Annotated in this window: 17 protein-coding genes; all 17 read left to right on the forward strand. The window is 70.2% G+C overall.

What is annotated here, in order from left to right:
• Window positions 1-67 precede the first annotated feature (67 nt).
• The 17 genes from ABD296_RS24380 (at window position 68) to nuoN (ending at window position 18,567) form a co-directional block, all read left to right on the forward strand.
• Window positions 68-307, forward strand: a complete 240-nt coding sequence (locus ABD296_RS24380) for a DUF4229 domain-containing protein (RefSeq protein ID WP_344271313.1) — start codon at window positions 68-70, stop codon at window positions 305-307.
• A 57-nt stretch (window positions 308-364) separates the two neighbouring features.
• On the forward strand, window positions 365-1,066 hold the full coding sequence (locus ABD296_RS24385; RefSeq protein ID WP_344271315.1) for a demethylmenaquinone methyltransferase: 702 nt from the start codon (window positions 365-367) through the stop codon (window positions 1,064-1,066).
• A 136-nt stretch (window positions 1,067-1,202) separates the two neighbouring features.
• Window positions 1,203-2,459 (forward strand): geranylgeranyl reductase family protein, encoded by a 1,257-nt coding sequence (locus ABD296_RS24390; RefSeq protein WP_344271317.1) that lies wholly within the window; start codon window positions 1,203-1,205, stop codon window positions 2,457-2,459.
• Between the two features lie 241 nt (window positions 2,460-2,700).
• The gene (locus ABD296_RS24395) at window positions 2,701-3,060 is read left to right on the forward strand and encodes an NADH-quinone oxidoreductase subunit A (RefSeq protein WP_285920516.1); all 360 of its coding nucleotides are present in this window, start codon (window positions 2,701-2,703) and stop codon (window positions 3,058-3,060) included.
• Between the two features lies 1 nt (window position 3,061).
• Complete coding sequence (locus tag ABD296_RS24400; RefSeq protein WP_151543251.1) at window positions 3,062-3,610, forward strand: NuoB/complex I 20 kDa subunit family protein; 549 nt, start codon at window positions 3,062-3,064, stop codon at window positions 3,608-3,610.
• Entirely contained in the window at window positions 3,611-4,390 is a 780-nt protein-coding gene (locus ABD296_RS24405; protein ID WP_344271324.1) for an NADH-quinone oxidoreductase subunit C, read from the forward strand.
• A complete protein-coding gene (locus ABD296_RS24410; protein ID WP_344271326.1) occupies window positions 4,387-5,733 on the forward strand; it encodes an NADH-quinone oxidoreductase subunit D in 1,347 nt (448 codons plus the stop codon). Before ABD296_RS24405 ends, ABD296_RS24410 begins: the two co-directional genes overlap by 4 nt.
• On the forward strand, window positions 5,730-6,512 hold the full coding sequence (gene nuoE, locus ABD296_RS24415) for an NADH-quinone oxidoreductase subunit NuoE (protein WP_344271328.1): 783 nt from the start codon (window positions 5,730-5,732) through the stop codon (window positions 6,510-6,512). The genes ABD296_RS24410 and nuoE overlap by 4 nt, the downstream gene beginning before the upstream one ends.
• Complete coding sequence (gene nuoF / locus ABD296_RS24420) at window positions 6,509-7,807, forward strand: NADH-quinone oxidoreductase subunit NuoF (RefSeq protein ID WP_344271330.1); 1,299 nt, start codon at window positions 6,509-6,511, stop codon at window positions 7,805-7,807. The genes nuoE and nuoF overlap by 4 nt, the downstream gene beginning before the upstream one ends.
• Entirely contained in the window at window positions 7,804-10,269 is a 2,466-nt protein-coding gene (locus ABD296_RS24425) for an NADH-quinone oxidoreductase subunit G (protein WP_344271332.1), read from the forward strand. Before nuoF ends, ABD296_RS24425 begins: the two co-directional genes overlap by 4 nt.
• Complete coding sequence (gene nuoH / locus ABD296_RS24430; RefSeq protein ID WP_344271334.1) at window positions 10,266-11,603, forward strand: NADH-quinone oxidoreductase subunit NuoH; 1,338 nt, start codon at window positions 10,266-10,268, stop codon at window positions 11,601-11,603. The genes ABD296_RS24425 and nuoH overlap by 4 nt, the downstream gene beginning before the upstream one ends.
• A 43-nt stretch (window positions 11,604-11,646) precedes the next feature.
• On the forward strand, window positions 11,647-12,198 hold the full coding sequence (gene nuoI / locus ABD296_RS24435; RefSeq protein ID WP_344271404.1) for an NADH-quinone oxidoreductase subunit NuoI: 552 nt from the start codon (window positions 11,647-11,649) through the stop codon (window positions 12,196-12,198).
• A 41-nt stretch (window positions 12,199-12,239) separates the two neighbouring features.
• The gene (locus ABD296_RS24440; RefSeq protein WP_344271407.1) at window positions 12,240-13,151 is read left to right on the forward strand and encodes an NADH-quinone oxidoreductase subunit J; all 912 of its coding nucleotides are present in this window, start codon (window positions 12,240-12,242) and stop codon (window positions 13,149-13,151) included.
• Entirely contained in the window at window positions 13,148-13,447 is a 300-nt protein-coding gene (gene nuoK / locus ABD296_RS24445; RefSeq protein WP_344271336.1) for an NADH-quinone oxidoreductase subunit NuoK, read from the forward strand. The genes ABD296_RS24440 and nuoK overlap by 4 nt, the downstream gene beginning before the upstream one ends.
• Window positions 13,448-13,457: 10 nt before the next feature.
• Entirely contained in the window at window positions 13,458-15,374 is a 1,917-nt protein-coding gene (gene nuoL / locus ABD296_RS24450) for an NADH-quinone oxidoreductase subunit L (RefSeq protein WP_344271338.1), read from the forward strand.
• Window positions 15,371-16,960 (forward strand): NADH-quinone oxidoreductase subunit M, encoded by a 1,590-nt coding sequence (locus ABD296_RS24455; RefSeq protein ID WP_344271340.1) that lies wholly within the window; start codon window positions 15,371-15,373, stop codon window positions 16,958-16,960. Before nuoL ends, ABD296_RS24455 begins: the two co-directional genes overlap by 4 nt.
• Window positions 16,957-18,567, forward strand: a complete 1,611-nt coding sequence (nuoN, locus tag ABD296_RS24460) for an NADH-quinone oxidoreductase subunit NuoN (RefSeq protein WP_344271342.1) — start codon at window positions 16,957-16,959, stop codon at window positions 18,565-18,567. The genes ABD296_RS24455 and nuoN overlap by 4 nt, the downstream gene beginning before the upstream one ends.
• Window positions 18,568-18,577: the final 10 nt, after the last annotated feature.

Below are 18,577 nucleotides of genomic sequence, written 5' to 3' on the forward strand. Positions count from 1 at the left end.
GTCGTGACGGGGGTTCCAGGGGGTCGCCCCCCTGGGCTGACAGAGCCGGGGGTACCCTCGAAGGGTCATGCGTTCCGTACTGTTCTACACCTCCGCCCGGCTGGCGATCTTCGTGGCCACGGCCGGTGTGCTCGCGCTGTTCGGGGCCCGCGGGTTCCTGCTCCTGCTGCTGTCGCTGCTGATCAGCGGCATAGTCAGCTTCGTCCTGCTGTCGAGCCAGCGCGACCGGATGTCGGCCGCGGTGATGTCCGGCCTGAGCTCCCAGCGGGCCAGGTTCCAGCGCGCCCAGACGAAGGAAGACGCCTAGCCTCGCACCGCGCGGGCGCCTCGCCGGCGCGGACGGGGCGACCAATAGGCTGGCCCCATGACCCGCGCCTCCTTGGATAAGAAGCCCGCCGACGTGGCGGCGATGTTCGACGGCACCGCCGAGCGGTACGACCTGCTGAACACGCTGATGACGGGTGGGCAGGACCGGCGCTGGCGGCGGGAGGCCGTCCGGGCGCTGGACGCGCGGCCGGGCGAGCGGATCCTCGACCTCGCGGCCGGGACCGGGACGTCCTCGGTGCCGTTCGCCGAGGCGGGCGCGCAGACCGTGGCCTGCGACTTCTCCCTCGGCATGCTCCGGGTGGGGGTGCGCCGGCAGGCGGGCGTCCCGCGGCTGGGCTTCGCGGCGGGCGACGCGCTGCGGCTGCCGTTCAAGGACGGCTCCTTCGACGCCGTGACGATCTCCTTCGGGCTGCGCAACGTCGCCGACACCGGGCTGGCGCTGCGCGAGCTGCGGCGCGTCGCCAAGCCGGGCGGGCGGCTGCTGATCTGTGAGGTCAGTCACCCTCCGAACGCGCTGCTGGCGCTCGGTCACAAGACGCACCTCAGGTACGGGCTGCCGCTGCTGGCACGGGTCAGCTCCAACCCCGACTCCTACCGCTACCTCGCCGAGTCGACGCTCGCCTGGCCCGACCAGGCCGGGCTGGCGCGGCTCGTCCAGGACGCGGGCTGGACGAAGGTGCGCTGGCGCGACCTCACCTTCGGAGTCGCGGCGATGCACCATGCGACCAACCCCGGCTGATCGTCCGCCCGGCGGGTTTGGGACCGGTCCAAAACAGAACCGGCCCAGAAGTACCCACCGGTCGTGATAAAGGAATAGACTCCCCACCGGATCCTTGTGAAGTACTTCACAAGCGAACGAGCTAAAGAGGAACGCTGTGACCGACTCCACCCGACACGCGGACGTCATCGTCGTCGGGGCAGGCCCCGCCGGATCGTCGACCGCCTACTGGCTCGCGCAGGCCGGGCTGGACGTGCTGCTGCTGGAGAAGGCCACCTTCCCGCGCGACAAGATCTGCGGCGACGGACTCACCCCGCGCGCGGTCCGCGCGCTCATCGGGATGGGCGTCGACATCAACGACCCCGGCTGGGGACGCAACAAGGGACTGCGCATCTACGGCGGCGGCGTCAAGGTCGAGCTGCCCTGGCCGGAGCTGGCGAGCTTCCCCGACTTCGGCCTGGTCCGCAAGCGCACCGACCTCGACCAGCTGCTCGCCGAGCACGCCGCCAAGGCCGGCGCCGAGTTGCTGCAGGGCTGCAACGTGACCGGCCCGATCGTCGACGACCGCACCGACCGCATCAAGGGCGTGACCGCGACCTACGAGGGCCAGGAGGTCGAGTTCCACGCGCCGCTGGTCGTCGCGGCCGACGGCAACTCGACCCGGCTGTCGCTGGCGATGGGGCTGCGCCGCCGCGAGGACCGTCCGATGGGCGTCGCCGTCCGGCGCTACTTCCAGACGCCGCGCCACGACGACGAGTACATGGAGGCGTGGCTCGAACTGTGGGACGGCGAGCGCCTGCTCCCCGGCTACGGCTGGGTGTTCGGCGTCGGCGACGGCACGTCCAACGTCGGGCTCGGCCTGCTCAACACCAGCAAGGCGTTCCAGAACGTCGACTACCGCGGCATGATGAAGCGCTGGTGCGCGCAGATGCCGGAGGACTGGCAGTTCGACGAGGAGCACGCGACCTCGAAGATCCGCGGCGCGGCGCTGCCGATGGGCTTCAACCGGCAGCCGCACTACACCCGCGGGATGCTGCTGGTCGGCGACGCCGGCGGCATGATCAACCCGTTCAACGGCGAGGGCATCGACTACGCGCTGGAGTCCGGCCGGCTGGCAGCCGACATCATGGTGCAGGCGCTCGCCCGCCGCACCCCGGCGCAGCGCGAGCGGACCCTGTACGAGTACCCGCGCATCCTGAAGGACGAGCACGGCGGCTACTTCACGCTGGCCCGGGTGTTCGTGCAGGCCATCGGCGACCCGCGGATCATGAAGTTCCTGACCGCGCACGGCCTGCCGCACCCCACCCTGATGCGGTTCACCCTCAAGCTGCTCGCCAACCTCACCGACCCGAAGGGCGGCGACGCGATGGACCGGGTCATCAACGCGATGCAGAAGGCGGCGCCGGCGGCATGAGCGGTCCCCGCAAGCTCCCGAAGATATCGCTGAAGCCCGCGAAGCCGCAGGTGAGCGGACTACAGTGCATTACCCGACCCCCTGAGGGGAGTGCTATTGATCACCTTGGCTAGGGTGGCGACCCGTGCTCGTGAGAATTTTCACGAGCGCGTGAAGGGTCACGCCGCCGAGGCGCGCCGGTCCGGCCCCGGACCCCGCGTCCCGTACAGCGTCGTACGTACCGAGGAGGGGCGGTAGAGACATGGATCTCTATGTTCCGATCATCGTGCTGGGAGTGCTCGCCGCGCTGTTCGCCGTCGGCTCGGTGGCGATGGCCTCGCTCACCGGCCCCAAGCGCTGGAACCGCGCGCGGCTGGACGCCTACGAGTGCGGCATCGAGCCGACCCCGCAGCCGGTCGGCGGCGGGCGGTTCCCCGTCAAGTACTACCTGACGGCGATGCTGTTCATCGTCTTCGACATCGAGATCATCTTCCTGTACCCGTGGGCCGTCGCCTTCGACCACATGGGCATGTTCGGCCTCGTGGAGATGGTCCTTTTCATCGTCACCGTTCTCGTCGCCTACGCCTACATCTGGCGGCGCGGCGGTCTGGAGTGGGACTGACATGGGTCTAGAGGAGAAACTTCCGAGCGGGTTCCTGCTGACGACGGTCGAGCAGGTCGCCGGTTGGGCGCGCAAGAGCTCGGTGTGGCCGGCGACGTTCGGCCTGGCGTGCTGCGCGATCGAGATGATGGCCACCGGCGACCCCCGGCACGACTTCTCCCGCTGGGGGATGGAGCGTGCCTCCGCGACGCCGCGGCAGGCCGACCTGATGATCGTCGCGGGCCGGGTGAGCCAGAAGATGGCCCCGGTGCTGCGGCAGATCTACGACCAGATGACCGAGCCCAAGTGGGTCATCGCGATGGGCGTGTGCGCCTCGTCCGGCGGCATGTTCAACAACTACGCGATCGTGCAGGGCGTCGACCACATCGTCCCGGTGGACATCTACCTGCCCGGCTGCCCGCCGCGGCCGGAGATGCTGCTGGACGCGATCCTCAAGCTGCACGACAAGATCCAGAACACCAAGCTCGGCCCGCAGCGCAAGAAGCAGATCGTCGAGCTGGAAGAGGCGAAGCGCCGCCAGCTGCCGCTGCTGGGACAAGGAACGGTTTAGATGAGCTCCGAGAATCCTGAGCAGAGGGCCGAGCAGGGCGCCGACCAGCTGCCCGCGCAGGCCGAGGAGGAGCGCCGCGAGCAGCCGATCGCCCGCCAGGGCATGTTCGGCGCCAAGACGACCGGCGACACCTCCGGATACGGGGGGCTGGTCGTCCGGCAGAGCCCGAAGGTCACCGCGCCGCGCCCCTACGGCGGGCCCGGCGGCGCCGCCGAGGCCGGCGAGTTCGACGAGATCGCCGACGAGCTGGAGCGGGCACTGCGGGGTCCGGGGTCGTCCCCGGAGGGAACGGGGCCCGACTTCGGCGACGCGATCGAGCGCGTCGTCGTGCACCGCGGCGAGCTGACCTTCTTCGTCAGGCGCGAGCGGCTCCTGGACGTCGCGCGGACCATGCGGGACGAGCCGTCGCTGCGCTTCGAGCTGTGCTCCGGCGTGTCCGGCGTGCACTACCCGAAGGACGAGGGCGCCGAGCTGCACTCGGTCGTGCACCTGCTGTCGATCACCCACAACCGGCGCGTCCGGCTCGAGGTGACCTGCCCGGACGCCGACCCGCACGTCCCGTCGCTGGTGCCGGTGTACCCCACGTGCGACTGGCACGAGCGCGAGACCTACGACTTCTTCGGGATCGTCTACGACGGGCACCCCGCGCTCACCCGCATCGAGATGCCCGACGACTGGGTCGGCCATCCGCAGCGCAAGGACTACCCGCTCGGCGGCATCCCCGTCGAGTACCGAGGCGCGGAGATCCCCCCGCCGGACGAGAGGCGGTCGTACGTATGAGCTCAACGAAGTACACCGAGTACGACGCCTACGCCGCCGAGGAGGCGGCCGAGGGCCGCGTGTTCGACGTCAACGGCCAGGACTGGGACCAGGTCGTCGCCGGCGCCGAGGACCTCGGGGACGAGCGGCTCGTGGTCAACATGGGCCCGCAGCACCCGTCCACGCACGGCGTCCTGCGGCTGATCCTCACGCTGGACGGCGAGACCGTCGACGACTGCCGGGTGGGCATCGGCTACCTGCACACCGGCATCGAGAAGAACATGGAGTTCCGCACCTGGACGCAGGGCACCACGTTCTGCACGCGCATGGACTACCTCGCGCCGATCTTCAACGAGACGGCGTACTGCCTGGGCGTGGAGAAGCTGCTGGGCGTCACCGACCAGGTGCCGGAACGGGCCCAGATCATCCGCGTGATGATGATGGAGCTGAACCGGATCTCCTCCCATCTGGTCGCCATCGCCACGTTCGGCCTCGAACTGGGCGCGACGACCGTCATGCTGAACGGGTTCATCGAGCGCGAGTACACCCTTGACCTCTTCGAGGAGATCACGGGTCTGCGGATGAACATGGCGTATGTCCGTCCGGGCGGCGTTGCCCAGGACCTGCCGAGCGGTGCGCTCAGCAAGATCCGCGACTATCTCGACCGGATGCCCAAGCGGATCCAGGCGCTGCGGAAGCTGATGGACGCCAACCCCGTCTATCTGGCCCGGACCAGGGACATCGCGTATCTCGACCTTACCGGCTGCATGTCGCTGGGCATCACCGGCCCCATGCTCCGCGCGACCGGCCTGCCGTGGGATCTGCGCAAGTCGCAGCCCTACTGCGGCTACGAGACCTACGACTTCGAGGTCGCGACGCAGGACACCTGCGACGTGTACGGCCGCTATCTCGTCCGGATGGACGAGATGGAGGAGTCGCTGAAGATCGTCGAGCAGTGCGTGGAGCGGCTGCAGTCGGTCAAGGGCCCGGTCATGATCGAGGACAAGAAGATCGGCTGGCCGGCGCAGCTGGCGATCGGCGCGGACGGGATGGGCAACTCGCCCCGGCACATCGCGCACATCATGGGCACCTCGATGGAGGCCCTGATCCACCACTTCAAGCTGGTGACGGAGGGCTTCCGGGTGCCGGCGGGGCAGGCGTACTCGCACATCGAGTCGCCGCGCGGCGAGCTCGGCGCGCACGTGGTCAGCGACGGCGGCACCCGCCCGTACCGCGTGCACTTCCGCGAGCCGTCCTTCGTCAACCTGCAGGCCACGCCGGCGATGGCCGAGGGCGGCATGATCGCCGACGTCATCGCGGCCGTGGCCAGCATCGACCCGGTCATGGGGGGAGTGGACCGATGACGTTCGAACCGGAGGTGCGCGAGCGCCTCGAACGCGACGCCAAGCAGATCATCGGCCGGTATCCGAAGCCGCGGTCGGCGCTGCTCCCGCTGCTGCACCTGGTGCAGTCGGAGGAGGGGCACGTCTCGCAGGACGGCATCGAGTTCTGCGCCGAGCAGCTCGGCATCACGCCGGCCCAGGTGACGGGCGTGTCGACGTTCTACACGCAGTACAAGCACGAGCCGGTCGGCGAGTTCCACGTGGGCGTGTGCATCAACACGCTGTGCGCGGTGATGGGCGGCGACCAGATCTGGAACGAGCTGACCGAGCACACCGGGGTCGGGCACGACGAGGCCACCCCGGACGGCAAGGTCAGCCTGGAGCGGATCGAGTGCAACGCCGCCTGCGACTTCGCGCCGGTGATGATGGTCAACTGGGAGTTCTTCGACAACATGACTCCCGAGAAGGCCAAGCGGCTGGTCGACGACCTGCGCTCAGGTAAGGAAGTGCTTCCTTCGCGCGGCCCGAACAAGCTGTGCAGCTGGAAGGACGCGTCCCGCGTCCTCGCCGGGTTCCCCGACGGCCGCGCCCACGAGGGCGTCCAGGCCGGGCCTGAGTCGCTGCGCGGGCTGGAGCTCGCCAAGCAGCGCGGCTGGGAGCCCCCGTCCGCCGACACCGACCGCGAGTCGCCCGAGGAGCCGGTCAAGGCCCAGGAGATCACCGATCCGCCGCCCAACGAGCCGGGCAAGCCGATCGGCGGCGACGTGAAGCCGGGCAGCCAGGAGGGTCGCAACAAGTGACAACGCTCACCCCGATCCTCACCAAGAACTGGGACCAGGCCGACTCGTTCACCCTCGCGGGCTACGAGCGCGAGGGCGGCTACCGGTCGCTGCGCACGGCGCTCGGGATGGCGCCGGACGAGATCGTCCAGATGGTCAAGGACTCCGGCCTGCGCGGCCGCGGCGGCGCCGGGTTCCCCACCGGCATGAAGTGGGGGTTCCTGCCCGCCGAGAGCCCGAACCCGCGCTACCTCGTCGTCAACGCCGACGAGTCCGAGCCGGGGACCTGCAAGGACATCCCGCTGATGATGGCGAACCCGCACGTCCTCATCGAGGGCGTCATCATCAGCTCGTACGCCATCAAGTCGAACCAGGCGTTCATCTACGTGCGCGGTGAAGTGCTGCACGTGATCCGCCGGCTGCAGCAGGCGGTCGCCGAGGCGCGCGAGGCCGGATACATCGGCACGGACATCCTCGGCTCCGGCTACGACCTGGACGTGGTCGTGCACACCGGCGCCGGCGCCTACATCTGCGGCGAGGAGACGGCGCTGCTGGACTCCCTCGAAGGGTTCCGCGGTCAGCCCAGGCTCAAGCCCCCCTTCCCGGCGGTGTCGGGCCTTTATGGCGGCCCCACCGTCATCAACAACGTCGAGTCGATCTCGTCCGTTCCCTCGATCGTCGAGAACGGCGCCGACTGGTTCACCTCGATGGGCACGGAGAAGTCCGCGGGCTACGGGATCTTCTCGCTGTCGGGGCACGTCACCCGGCCCGGCCAGTACGAGGCGCCGCTCGGCATCACGCTGCGGGAACTGCTCGACATGGCGGGCGGGATCCGCGAGGGGCACCGGCTGAAGTTCTGGACGCCCGGCGGCTCGTCCACGCCGATCTTCACCGACGAGCACCTGGACGTCCCGCTGGACTTCGAGTCCGTCGGCGCCGCCGGGTCGATGCTCGGCACCCGCGCCCTGCAGATCTTCGACGAGACGACCTGCGTCGTCCGCGCGGTGCTGCGCTGGTCGGAGTTCTACGCGCATGAGTCGTGCGGCAAGTGCACGCCGTGCCGCGAGGGCACCTACTGGTACAAGCAGATGCTCAAGCGGCTGGAGGCCGGCCAGGGCAAGGAAGAGGACCTGGAGACGCTCCTCGACCTGTCCGACAACATCCTCGGCCGCTCCTTCTGCGCCCTCGGCGACGGCGCGACGAGCCCGGTGGTCTCGTCGATCAAGCTCTTCCGGGACGAGTACCTCCAGCACTTCGAGCAGGGCGGCTGCCCGTTCGACCCGGCCAAGTCCACCCTCTGGGGAGGTGCCAAGTGACCGTCACCGACGACAAGTCGGCGGTCGAGAAGTCCGTCGAGATGGTCTCGTGCACCATCGACGGGTTCGAGATCGAGGTGCCGAAGGGCACGCTGATCATCCGGGCCGCCGAGCTGCTCGGCATCCAGATCCCCCGGTTCTGCGACCACCCGCTGCTGGACCCGGTCGGGGCCTGCCGGCAGTGCCTGGTGGAGATCCCCGACGCCGGCAACGGGCGCGGGATGCCGAAGCCGCAGGCGTCGTGCACCACCACGGTGATGCCCGGGATGGTCGTCAAGACCCAGCTCACCTCGCCGGTCGCCGACAAGGCGCAGCACGGCGTGATGGAGCTGCTGCTGATCAACCACCCGCTGGACTGCCCGATCTGCGACAAGGGCGGCGAGTGCCCGCTGCAGAACCAGGCGATGTCCAACGGGCGCGGCGAGACCCGGTTCACCGAGACCAAGCGGACGTTCCCCAAGCCGATCCCGCTGTCCAGCCAGGTGCTGCTCGACCGGGAGCGCTGCATCCAGTGCGCCCGCTGCACCCGGTTCTCCGACCAGATCGCCGGCGACGCGTTCATCGACCTGTTCGAGCGCGGCGCCAAGGAGCAGGTCGGCGCGGCCGACGGCAAGCCGTTCCAGTCCTACTTCTCCGGCAACACGGTGCAGATCTGCCCGGTCGGGGCGCTGACCGGCGCCGCGTACCGGTTCCGGTCCCGGCCGTTCGACCTGGTGTCGCAGCCGAGCGTCTGCGAGCACTGCGCGTCCGGCTGCACGCTGCGCACCGACCACCGGCGCGGGAAGATCACCCGCCGGCTGGCCGGGGACGACCCGCAGGTCAACGAGGAGTGGAACTGCGACAAGGGCCGCTGGGCGTTCACCTACGGGACGCGCCCGGAGCGCCTCACCCACCCGCTGATCCGCAACGAGAACGGCGAGCTGGAGACGGCGTCGTGGCCGGAGGCGCTGACCGTCGCGGCCCGCGGCCTCACGGCGGCGCGCGGGTCGGCGGGCGTGCTGACCGGCGGCCGGGTCACCCTTGAGGACGCCTACGCCTACGCCAAGTTCGCGCGGATCGCGCTCGGCACCAACGACGTCGACTTCCGCGCCCGTCCGCTGTCGGACGAGGAGTCGCGTTTCCTGGCCTCCTCGGTCGCGGGCCGCCCGATCGAGGTGTCCTACGCCGACCTGGAGAAGGCGCCCGTGGTCGTCCTCGCCGGCTTCGAGCCGGAGGAGGAGTCCCCGATCGTGTTCCTGCGGCTGCGCAAGGCGCACCGCAAGAACGGGTTGAAGGTCTACGGGATCGCGCCGTTCGCGACGCGCGGCCTGACGAAGGTCGGCGGGACGCTGCTGCCGACGGCGCCCGGCTCGGAGTCGGAGACGCTCGGCTCGCTGATCGGCGACCCGTCGCTCGCCGGCGTCCGCACGCTGCTGGAGACGCCGGGCGCCGTCATCATGCTGGGCGAGCGGCTCGCCGCCAGCCCCGGCGCGCTGACCTCGGCGGTCCGGCTGGCGCAGGTCACCGGCGCCCGGCTGGCGTGGGTGCCGCGCCGGGCCGGGGAGCGCGGCGCGATCGAGGCCGGGACGCTGCCCGGGCTGCTGCCGATCGGCCGTCCCGTCACCGACCCGGGCGCGCCCGCCGAGGTCGCCCGCGCCTGGGGCGTCGCGGAGCTGCCCGCCGGCCCCGGCGAGGACACCGCCGGCATCATCGCGGCGGCGGCGGAGGGCCGGCGCGGCGCGCTGCTGGTCGGCGGCGTCGACCCCTACGACCTGCCGGACCCGGACGCGGCGCTGCGGGCGCTGGAGGCCACCCCGTTCGTGGTGAGCCTGGAGCAGCGGCCGAGCGCGGTCACCGACCGCGCCGACGTGGTGCTGCCGGTCGCGGCCGTCGCGGAGAAGTCCGGCACGTTCGTCGACTGGGAGGGCCGCGGCCGCCAGTTCGACGTCGTGCTGAAGTCCGCCGGGCGGATGTCGGACCTGCGGGTCCTGCAGGCGCTCGCCGACGAGATGGACGTCCACCTCGGGCTCCCCGGACCGGAGGCGGCGCGGCGGGAGCTGGCGCAGCTCGGCGCGCACCGCGGCGAGCGGCCGGACGCGCCGGACGTGGCGCACGCGCTGCCCCCGCACCCCGAGCAGGGCGAGGCGCTGGTGGCGACCTGGCGGCTGCTGCTGGACGGGGGCCGGCTGCAGGACGGCGAGCCGTTCCTGGCCGGCACCGCCAAGCCCGCGGTGGCCCGGCTGTCGCCCGCGACCGCGGCGGAGATCGGCGCGGCCGGCGCCGTCACGGTGTCGGGGCCGCGCGGCGAGGTGACGCTCCCGCTGGAGGTCACCGCCGACCTGCCCGACCGGGTGGTGTGGCTGCCGACGAACTCGGCCGGCTGCGCCCTCTACCGGGACCTGGGCGCGGCGGCGGGCGGCGTCGTCAAGATCTCGAGCGGCGTGCCCGCCCGCCCGACCGAGAACGCGGGAGGTACCCGATGAGTCCGCTTGCGGCGCCCGCCGCCGATCCCACGCTCGCCACGTTCGGCAAGGACCCGTGGTGGCTGATCGGCGGCAAGGTGCTGGTCATCTTCGTCTTCCTGGTGCTGACCGTGCTGCTGTCGATGTGGGTCGAGCGGCGGGTCATCGGGCGGATGCAGCTGCGCGTCGGCCCGAACCGCGCCGGGCCGCAGGGCCTGCTGCAGGGCCTGGCCGACGGCGTGAAGCTGGCGCTGAAGGAGGACATCGTCCCCCGCCAGGTGGACAAGGTCGTGTTCGTCCTCGCGCCGGTGATGTCGGCGGTGCCGGCGTTCATCTCGTTCATCATCATCCCGTTCGGCCCGACGGTGTCGATCTTCGGGCACCACACCGCGCTGCAGGGCACCGACCTGCCGGTCGCGGTGCTGCTGGTGCTGGCGATGTCGTCGATGGGCATCTACGGGATCGTGCTGGCGGGCTGGTCGTCGATGTCGCCGTACTCGCTGCTCGGCGGGCTCCGCTCGTCCGCGCAGATGATCTCCTACGAGATCGCGATGGGGCTGTCGTTCGTCGCGGTGTTCATGTTCGCCGGGTCGATGTCCACCTCGGAGATCGTCGCCAAGCAGGACCACATCTGGTTCGCGGTGCTGCTCGCCCCGTCGTTCGTGGTCTACGTGATCACGATGATGGGCGAGTCGAACCGCATCCCGTTCGACCTGCCCGAGGGCGAGGGCGAGCTGGTCGGCGGCTTCCACACCGAGTACTCGTCGCTGAAGTTCGCGATGTTCTTCCTCGCCGAGTACATCAACCTCGCGACGCTGTCGGCCCTCGCCACCACGCTGTTCCTCGGCGGCTGGCGGGCCCCCGCGCCGATCTCCACCGTGTGGTCGGGCGCCAACTCCGGCTGGTGGCCGGTGCTGTGGTTCCTGGTCAAGCTCTGGCTGTTCATCTTCTTCTTCGTGTGGCTGCGCGGCTCGCTGCCGCGGGTGCGCTACGACCAGCTGATGAAGCTCGGCTGGAAGGTCCTGATGCCGGTCTCGCTGGCCTGGATCCTGCTGGTGTCCACCATCAAGGCGTTCAAGAACGACGGCTACGACATCCAGCAGATCCTGTGGATCACCGCCGGGGTCATCGCCGTGGTGCTGGTGGTCACGGTGGTGTGGGAGATGGTCCGCGGCGGCGACGGCGGCGAGATCGTCCCGGGCGCCGAGGCGCCCGCCCCCCGGGACCCGGCCGCGGGCGGGTTCCCGGTGCCGCCGATGGACGCCCCCCACTACCACGGCCGGGCCCGCGAGGAGCCGGCCCGCCCGGCCACGATCGAATCCGCCTCTGAGGAGGTCACCAGTGGGACTCACTGATTTCCTGAATCCGGTCAAGGGGTTCGGGGTCTCGTTCCACCAGATGTTCATGAAGAGCGAGACCGTTCAGTACCCCGAGGTGAAGAAGCCGACCGCCCCGCGCTTCCACGGGCGGCACCAGCTCAACCGGTGGCCGGACGGCCTGGAGAAGTGCATCGGCTGCGAGCTGTGCGCCTGGGCCTGCCCCGCCGACGCCATCTTCGTCGAGGGCGCCGACAACACCGAGGACGAGCGGTACTCGCCCGGCGAGCGGTACGGCCGCACCTACCAGATCAACTATCTGCGGTGCATCCTCTGCGGGCTGTGCATCGAGGCGTGCCCGACGCGCGCGCTGACGATGACGAACGAGTACGAGCTCGCCGACGACAGCCGCGAGAGCCTGATCTACACCAAGGACATGCTCCTCGCCCCGCTGCGCGAGGGCATGGAGACGCCGCCGCACGAGATGCGGCTCGGCGACACCGAGGAGGACTACTACCGCCTGGGTCTCCAGTCCGACGACGCGCCGACCGTCCCCGCGCAGGGCGGCGGACGGGCGAGCGTCGACAACGCGGTGAAGCGGGAGAAGCCGGCCAAGGGCGGTGAGGGCAAGTGACCGCCCACCTCCAGGCCGCCCACCTCGAGGCCGCCGGGGTCCTGGCCGGGCACGTCGCCGACAAGCAGTCGGGGGAGCCGTTCTTCTTCTGGCTGCTCGCGGTCGTGTCGGTCTGCGCCGCGCTCGGCATGATCCTGGTCCGCAAGGCGGTGCACTCGGCGCTGCTGCTGGCGACCGTGATGCTCTGCCTCGCCGCGATGTACGCGATCCAGAACGCGCCGTTCCTGGCGTTCGTCCAGGTGATCGTCTACACCGGCGCGGTGCTGATGCTGTTCCTGTTCGTGCTGATGCTCGTCGGCGTCACCTCCACCGACTCGCTGGTGGAGACGATCAAGGGCCAGCGGTTCTGGGCGGTCATCGTCGCGATCGGGTTCATCGTGCTGCTCGGCACCGGGCTCGGCAACGCCGCGCTCGGCGACTCGGCCGGGCTGAAGGCCGCCAACGCCGACGGCAACGTCCTCGGCCTGGCGCGGCTGCTGTTCACCAAGTACGTGTTCGCGTTCGAGGCGACCAGCGCGCTGCTGATCACCGCGGCGCTCGGCGCGATGGTGCTGGCGCACCGTGAGCGGACCGAGCCGAAGCCGACCCAGAAGGACCTGTCGAAGCGGCGCTTCGCGTCCGGCGAGCACCCCGGGCCGCTGCCCGGCCCCGGCACCTACGCCCGGCACAACGCCGTCGACATGCCGGCGCTGCTGCCGGACGGGACGCCGTCGGAGCTGTCGGTCAACCCCGTCATCGCGGCCCGCACCGACACCGCCGAGCGGCACGCCGACCTGTACGGCGGCACCGAGCAGGGCGCGGTGGACGAGGACGTCGCCGCGGTCAGGGCGGCGACGGAAGAGGCGAAGGACGCCGACGCCGAGTCGCGCGTCGTCAGGGCCGGCACGCCGGCCGCCGGCGGTTCCGGCGGCGGCGCGGGCGGCAACGAGCGTGAAGGCGAGGCTGGTCAATGAGTCCGGGGCACTACCTGGCGCTCTCGGCGATCCTGTTCACCATCGGAGGTCTCGGCGTTCTGGTACGCCGCAACGCGATCGTGGTGTTCATGTGCGTCGAGCTGATGCTGAACGCCACGAACCTGGCGTTCGTGACGTTCTCCCGCATGCACGGCACCCTCGACGGCCAGATCATCGCGTTCTTCGTGATGGTGGTGGCCGCGTCGGAGGTCGTGGTCGGCCTGGCGATCATCATGACCATCTTCCGGACCCGCAGGTCCTCGTCGGTGGACGACGCGAACCTGCTGAAGTACTGAGAGGTCGGGGATGAAAGCGGAAGGCATCCAGGCCGCGTCCTGGCTTCTCGTCGCGCTGCCCCTGCTGGGCGCCGCGGTCCTCCTGCTCGGAGGCCGGCGCACCGACAAGTGGGGGCATCTGCTCGGCGTGCTGACGCCGGTGGCGTCGTTCGCCATCGGCGTCGCGATGCTCGTCCAGATGCTCGGGTACGACGACGCCTCGCGGCGCCGGACCGTGCACCTGTGGGACTTCATCAGCGTCGGCCAGTTCAAGATCGGCATGGACCTGCTGGTGGACCCGCTGTCCATCAGCTTCGTGCTGCTGATCACCGGGGTGGGCTCGCTCATCCACATCTACTCCGTCGGCTACATGGCCGAGGATCCCGACCGGCGCCGGTTCTTCGGCTACCTGAACCTGTTCGTCGCGGCGATGCTGCTGCTGGTCCTCGGCGGCAACTTCCTCGTGCTGTTCCTCGGCTGGGAGGGCGTGGGCCTCGCCTCGTACCTGCTGATCGGGTTCTGGCAGCACAAGCCGACCGCGGCGACCGCGGCGAAGAAGGCGTTCGTCGTCAACCGCGTCGGCGACATGGGGCTGATCATCGCGATCGCGCTCATGTTCTCCACGTTCGGCACCGTCGACTTCGGGCCGATCCTCGGCGCGGGCGCCGAGCACGCCGGGCTCGCGACCAAGCTGAGCACCGGCACCGCGACCGCGATCGGGCTGCTGCTCCTGCTCGGCGCGTGCGGCAAGTCGGCGCAGCTGCCGCTGCAGTCCTGGCTGCTGGACGCGATGGAGGGCCCGACCCCGGTGTCGGCGCTGATCCACGCGGCGACGATGGTGACCGCGGGCGTCTACCTGATCGTCCGGTCCGGGCCGATCTTCGAGATGTCCGACACCGCGCAGCTGGTGGTGACGATCGTCGGCGCGGCCACGCTGCTCGCCGGTGCGATCATCGGTTGCGGCAAGGACGACATCAAGAAGGCCCTCGCCGGCTCGACGATGTCGCAGATCGGCTACATGACGCTCGCCGCCGGCCTCGGCCGGCCCGGGTACGTGTTCGCCATCGCGCACCTCATCGCGCACGGCTTCTTCAAGGCGGGCCTGTTCCTCGGCGCCGGCTCGGTCATGCACGGCACCCACGACGACGTGAACATGCGCCACTACGGCGCGCTGCGCGGCGTCATGATGACGACCTACGTCACGTTCGGGCTCGGGTTCCTGGCCATCATCGGGTGCCCGCCGTTCTCCGGCTTCTTCACCAAGGACGGCATCATCGAGGCGGCGTTCGACAAGGGCGGCGCGTCCGGGGCGATCCTCGGCGCGTGCGCGCTGGTCGGCGCGGCCATCACCGCCTACTACATGGCGCGCGTGATGATCATGACCTTCTTCGGCGGGAAGCGCTGGGAGGAGGGCGTGCACCCGCACGAGTCGCCCAAGGTGATGACCATCCCGCTGATGGTCCTCGCGATCGGCTCGGTCGCCGCGGGCGGGCTGCTGGTCCTCGGCGGGTTCGCCGACTTCCTGGAGCCCGTGACCGGCAAGCCGGAGCACGCGGAGGACTTCAAGTGGATCACCGCGCCGGGCGCGGCCACGTTCGTCCTGATGATCGTCGGCGTGGGGATCGCCTGGATGCAGTACGGCCGCCGCGCCGTGCCGCGCGAGGCACCCAAGGGCTCGTTCGTCACCGTCGCGGCCCGCAAGGACCTGTACGGCGACGCCCTCAACGAGTCGCTGCTGATGCGGCCCGGCCAGTGGCTGACCCGGCTCGCGGTCTGGTTCGACGGACGCGGCGTCGACGGCGCCGTCAACGGGCTCGCCGCCCTCATCGGCGGCACGTCCGGCCGGTTCCGCCGCATCCAGACCGGTTTCGCGCGCTCCTACGCACTCTCGATGTTCTTCGGCGCCGCGCTGGTCGTGGCCGCCCTCCTGGTGGTGAACGTGTCATGAGTGACTTTCCCTGGCTGAGCGTCCTCATCGCGCTGCCGCTGCTGGGCGCCGTCGCGGTCAGCGTGCTGCCGCGCGACAACGAGCCGCTGGTCAAGTGGTTCTCGTTCGGCGTCTCCGCCCTCGTGGGCGTCCTCGCCCTGGTGATGGCGGCCGGCTTCGACGCCGGCGGCGACCGGTTCCAGTTCACCGAGAAGTACTGGTGGATCAAGGAGTTCGGGATCCACTGGGCGCTCGGCGTCGACGGCGTCGCGCTGGTGCTGATCCTGCTGTCGGTCATCCTCGTCCCGCTGGTCATGCTCGCGTCCTGGAACGAGGACGAGCGGTCCGGCGGCGTGGACGTCCCGGCGAAGCGGTCGGTGAAGACCTACTTCGCGCTGCTGCTGTCCCTCGAGGCGGCGATGATCGGCGTCTTCGCGGCGACCGACGTGTTCCTGTTCTACGTCTTCTTCGAGGCGATGCTCATCCCGGTGTACTTCATCATCGGGCACTACGGCGGCGGCGCCGCCCGCGAGCGCTCCTACGCCGCGGTGAAGTTCCTGCTGTACTCGCTGTTCGGCGGGCTGCTGATGCTCGTCTCGGTCATCTGGCTGTACCCGCTGTCGAACAAGCCGGTCGGCGAGGGCGGCCTCGGGCACGGCACGTTCATGTTCGAGGAGCTGCGCGGGCTGAACGTCGACCCGACCACCGCCAAGTGGCTGTTCCTCGGCTTCTTCGTCGCGTTCGCGATCAAGGCGCCGATGGTGCCGGTGCACACCTGGCTGCCGACCGCGGCGCAGCAGTCGCCGCCCGGCGCGCTGGTGCTGATCGTCGGCGTGCTCGACAAGGTCGGCACCTACGGGATGCTGCGGTTCTGCCTGGAGCTGTTCCCCGGCGCGTCCAGGTGGGCCACGCCCGCCGTGCTCGTGTTCGCGGTGATCAGCATCATCTACGGCGCGGTCCTCGCGATCGGGCAGGTCGACCTGAAGCGGCTCATCGCCTACACCTCGGTGTCGCACTTCGGGTTCATCGTGCTCGGCATCTTCGCGATGACCTCGCAGGGCCAGTCCGGCGCCGCGCTCTACATGGTGAACCACGGCTTCTCCACCGGCGCGCTGTTCCTGCTCGTCGGCTTCATGATCGTCCGGCGCCGGTCGGCGAAGATCACCGACTTCGGCGGGGTGCAGAAGGCCGCGCCGGTGCTCGCCGGGACGTTCCTCGTCGCCGGCCTGTCCGGGCTGTCGCTGCCCGGCCTGTCGCCGTTCGTGTCGGAGTTCCTGGTGCTGGTCGGCACGTTCAGCCGCTACAAGGTGGCCGCGTGCTTCGCCGTCACCGGCGTCGTCCTCGCCGCCATCTACGTCCTGTGGATGTACCAGCGGACGATGGGCGGCCCGAAGGTCCCGGCCGTCGAGGGCATGAAGGACCTCACGGCCCGGGAGAAGTGGGCCGTCGCCCCGATCATCGCGATCATCGTGGCGATGGGCTTCTTCCCGCAGCCGGTGCTGCATGTGATCAACCCGTCGGTGAAGGAGACGCTCGCCCGTGTCGACCGGCACGACCCGGCGCCGAAGCTCACCGGTAACGTCGCCGAGAACGGAGCCCGTCCATGAGCCCTGCCAGTCACGTGAGCCCGGTGGCTCATGGGGTGCTCGCCCAGGGCGGTGACATCCCGGCGCCGCACATCGAGTACGGGCAGATCGGCCCGCTGCTGCTGGTCCTCGGCATCGCCGTCGCGGGCGTCCTCGTCGAGGCGTTCGTCGGCCGCACCTGGCGGTACGCGGTGCAGGTGCCGGTCGCGTTCCTCGGCCTCGCGGGCGCGTTCGTGTGGACGATCCTGCTCGGCTGGCGCGACGACCCGCACCACGTCGCCGCGCAGGGCGCCCTCGGCGTGGACGGCCCGACCCTGTTCCTGCAGGGCACCATCCTCGTCCTCGCGCTGGTCAGCCTGCTGCTGATCGCCGAGCGCGGCAACGGGCGGAGCGGCGGCATCGTCGGCGGGCACTTCGCGCCGCAGGCGTCCGCGCTGCCCGGCAGCGAGGCCGAGCAGCGCAGCGCCGCCGCCGGGATCACCCAGACCGAGGTGTTCCCGCTGATGATGTTCGCGGTCGGCGGCATGCTGATGTTCCCCGCCGCCAACGACCTGCTCACCATGTTCGTGGCGCTGGAGGTCATGTCGCTGCCGCTGTACCTGCTGTGCGGGCTCGCCCGCCGGCGGCGGCTGCTCTCGCAGGAGGCGGCCGTCAAGTACTTCCTGCTCGGCGCGTTCTCCTCGGCGTTCTTCCTGTACGGGACGGCGCTGCTGTACGGCTACGCCGGCTCGGTCCGGCTGTCGGACATCTCCGCGCAGGTCAGCAAGGACGCCGGCAGCGAGACCCTGCTGCTGGCGGGCGTCGCGCTGCTGTCGGTCGGGCTGCTGTTCAAGCTCGGCGGCGTCCCCTTCCACATGTGGAAGCCGGACGTGTACCAGGGCGCCCCGACCCCGATCACCGCGCTGATGGCGTCGTGCACGGTCGTCGCCGCGTTCGGCGGGATCCTGCGGGTGTACTACGTCGGGTTCGAGACGCTGAAGTGGGACTGGCGGCCCTACATGTGGGGCGTGGCGATTCTCACGATGGTGGTCGGCGCGATCATCGCGATCACGCAGTCCGACATCAAGCGGATGCTGGCGTACTCGTCCATCGCGCACGCGGGCTTCCTGCTCATGGGCGTCGTCGCGACGTCGCAGGACGGCCTGTCCAGCACGATGTTCTACCTCGTCGCCTACGGCTTCACCTCCATCGGCGCCTTCGCCGTCGTCACGATGGTGCGCGACGCCGGCGGCGAGGCCGGGCACCTGTCGCGCTGGGCGGGGCTCGGCAAGCGCTCCCCGGTCGTCGCCGGAGTGTTCTCCTTCTTCCTGCTCGCCTTCGCCGGCATTCCGCTGACCAGCGGCTTCACCGGCAAGTTCGCGGTGTTCAAGGCCGCCGTCGAAAGCGGCGCGACCCCGCTGGTCGTGGTCGGCGTCGTGTCCTCCGCGGTGGCCGCCTTCTTCTACGTGAAGGTGATCGTCGTGATGTTCTTCAGCGAGCCGGAGGCGGACGGCCCCGTCGTCGTGGCGGGGCCGGCCACCGCGGCTGCGGTGGCGCTCGGGGCGACGGCTACTGTGGTACTCGGTGTGATCCCGCAGCCCATTCTGGACCTTGCGGGCCACGCCACGACCCACATGTTCGTCCGGTAGGGAGTCTTGG

The sequence above is a fragment of the Actinomadura napierensis genome (assembly GCF_039529375.1).
In the GTDB taxonomy this organism is placed as follows: domain Bacteria; phylum Actinomycetota; class Actinomycetes; order Streptosporangiales; family Streptosporangiaceae; genus Spirillospora; species Spirillospora napierensis.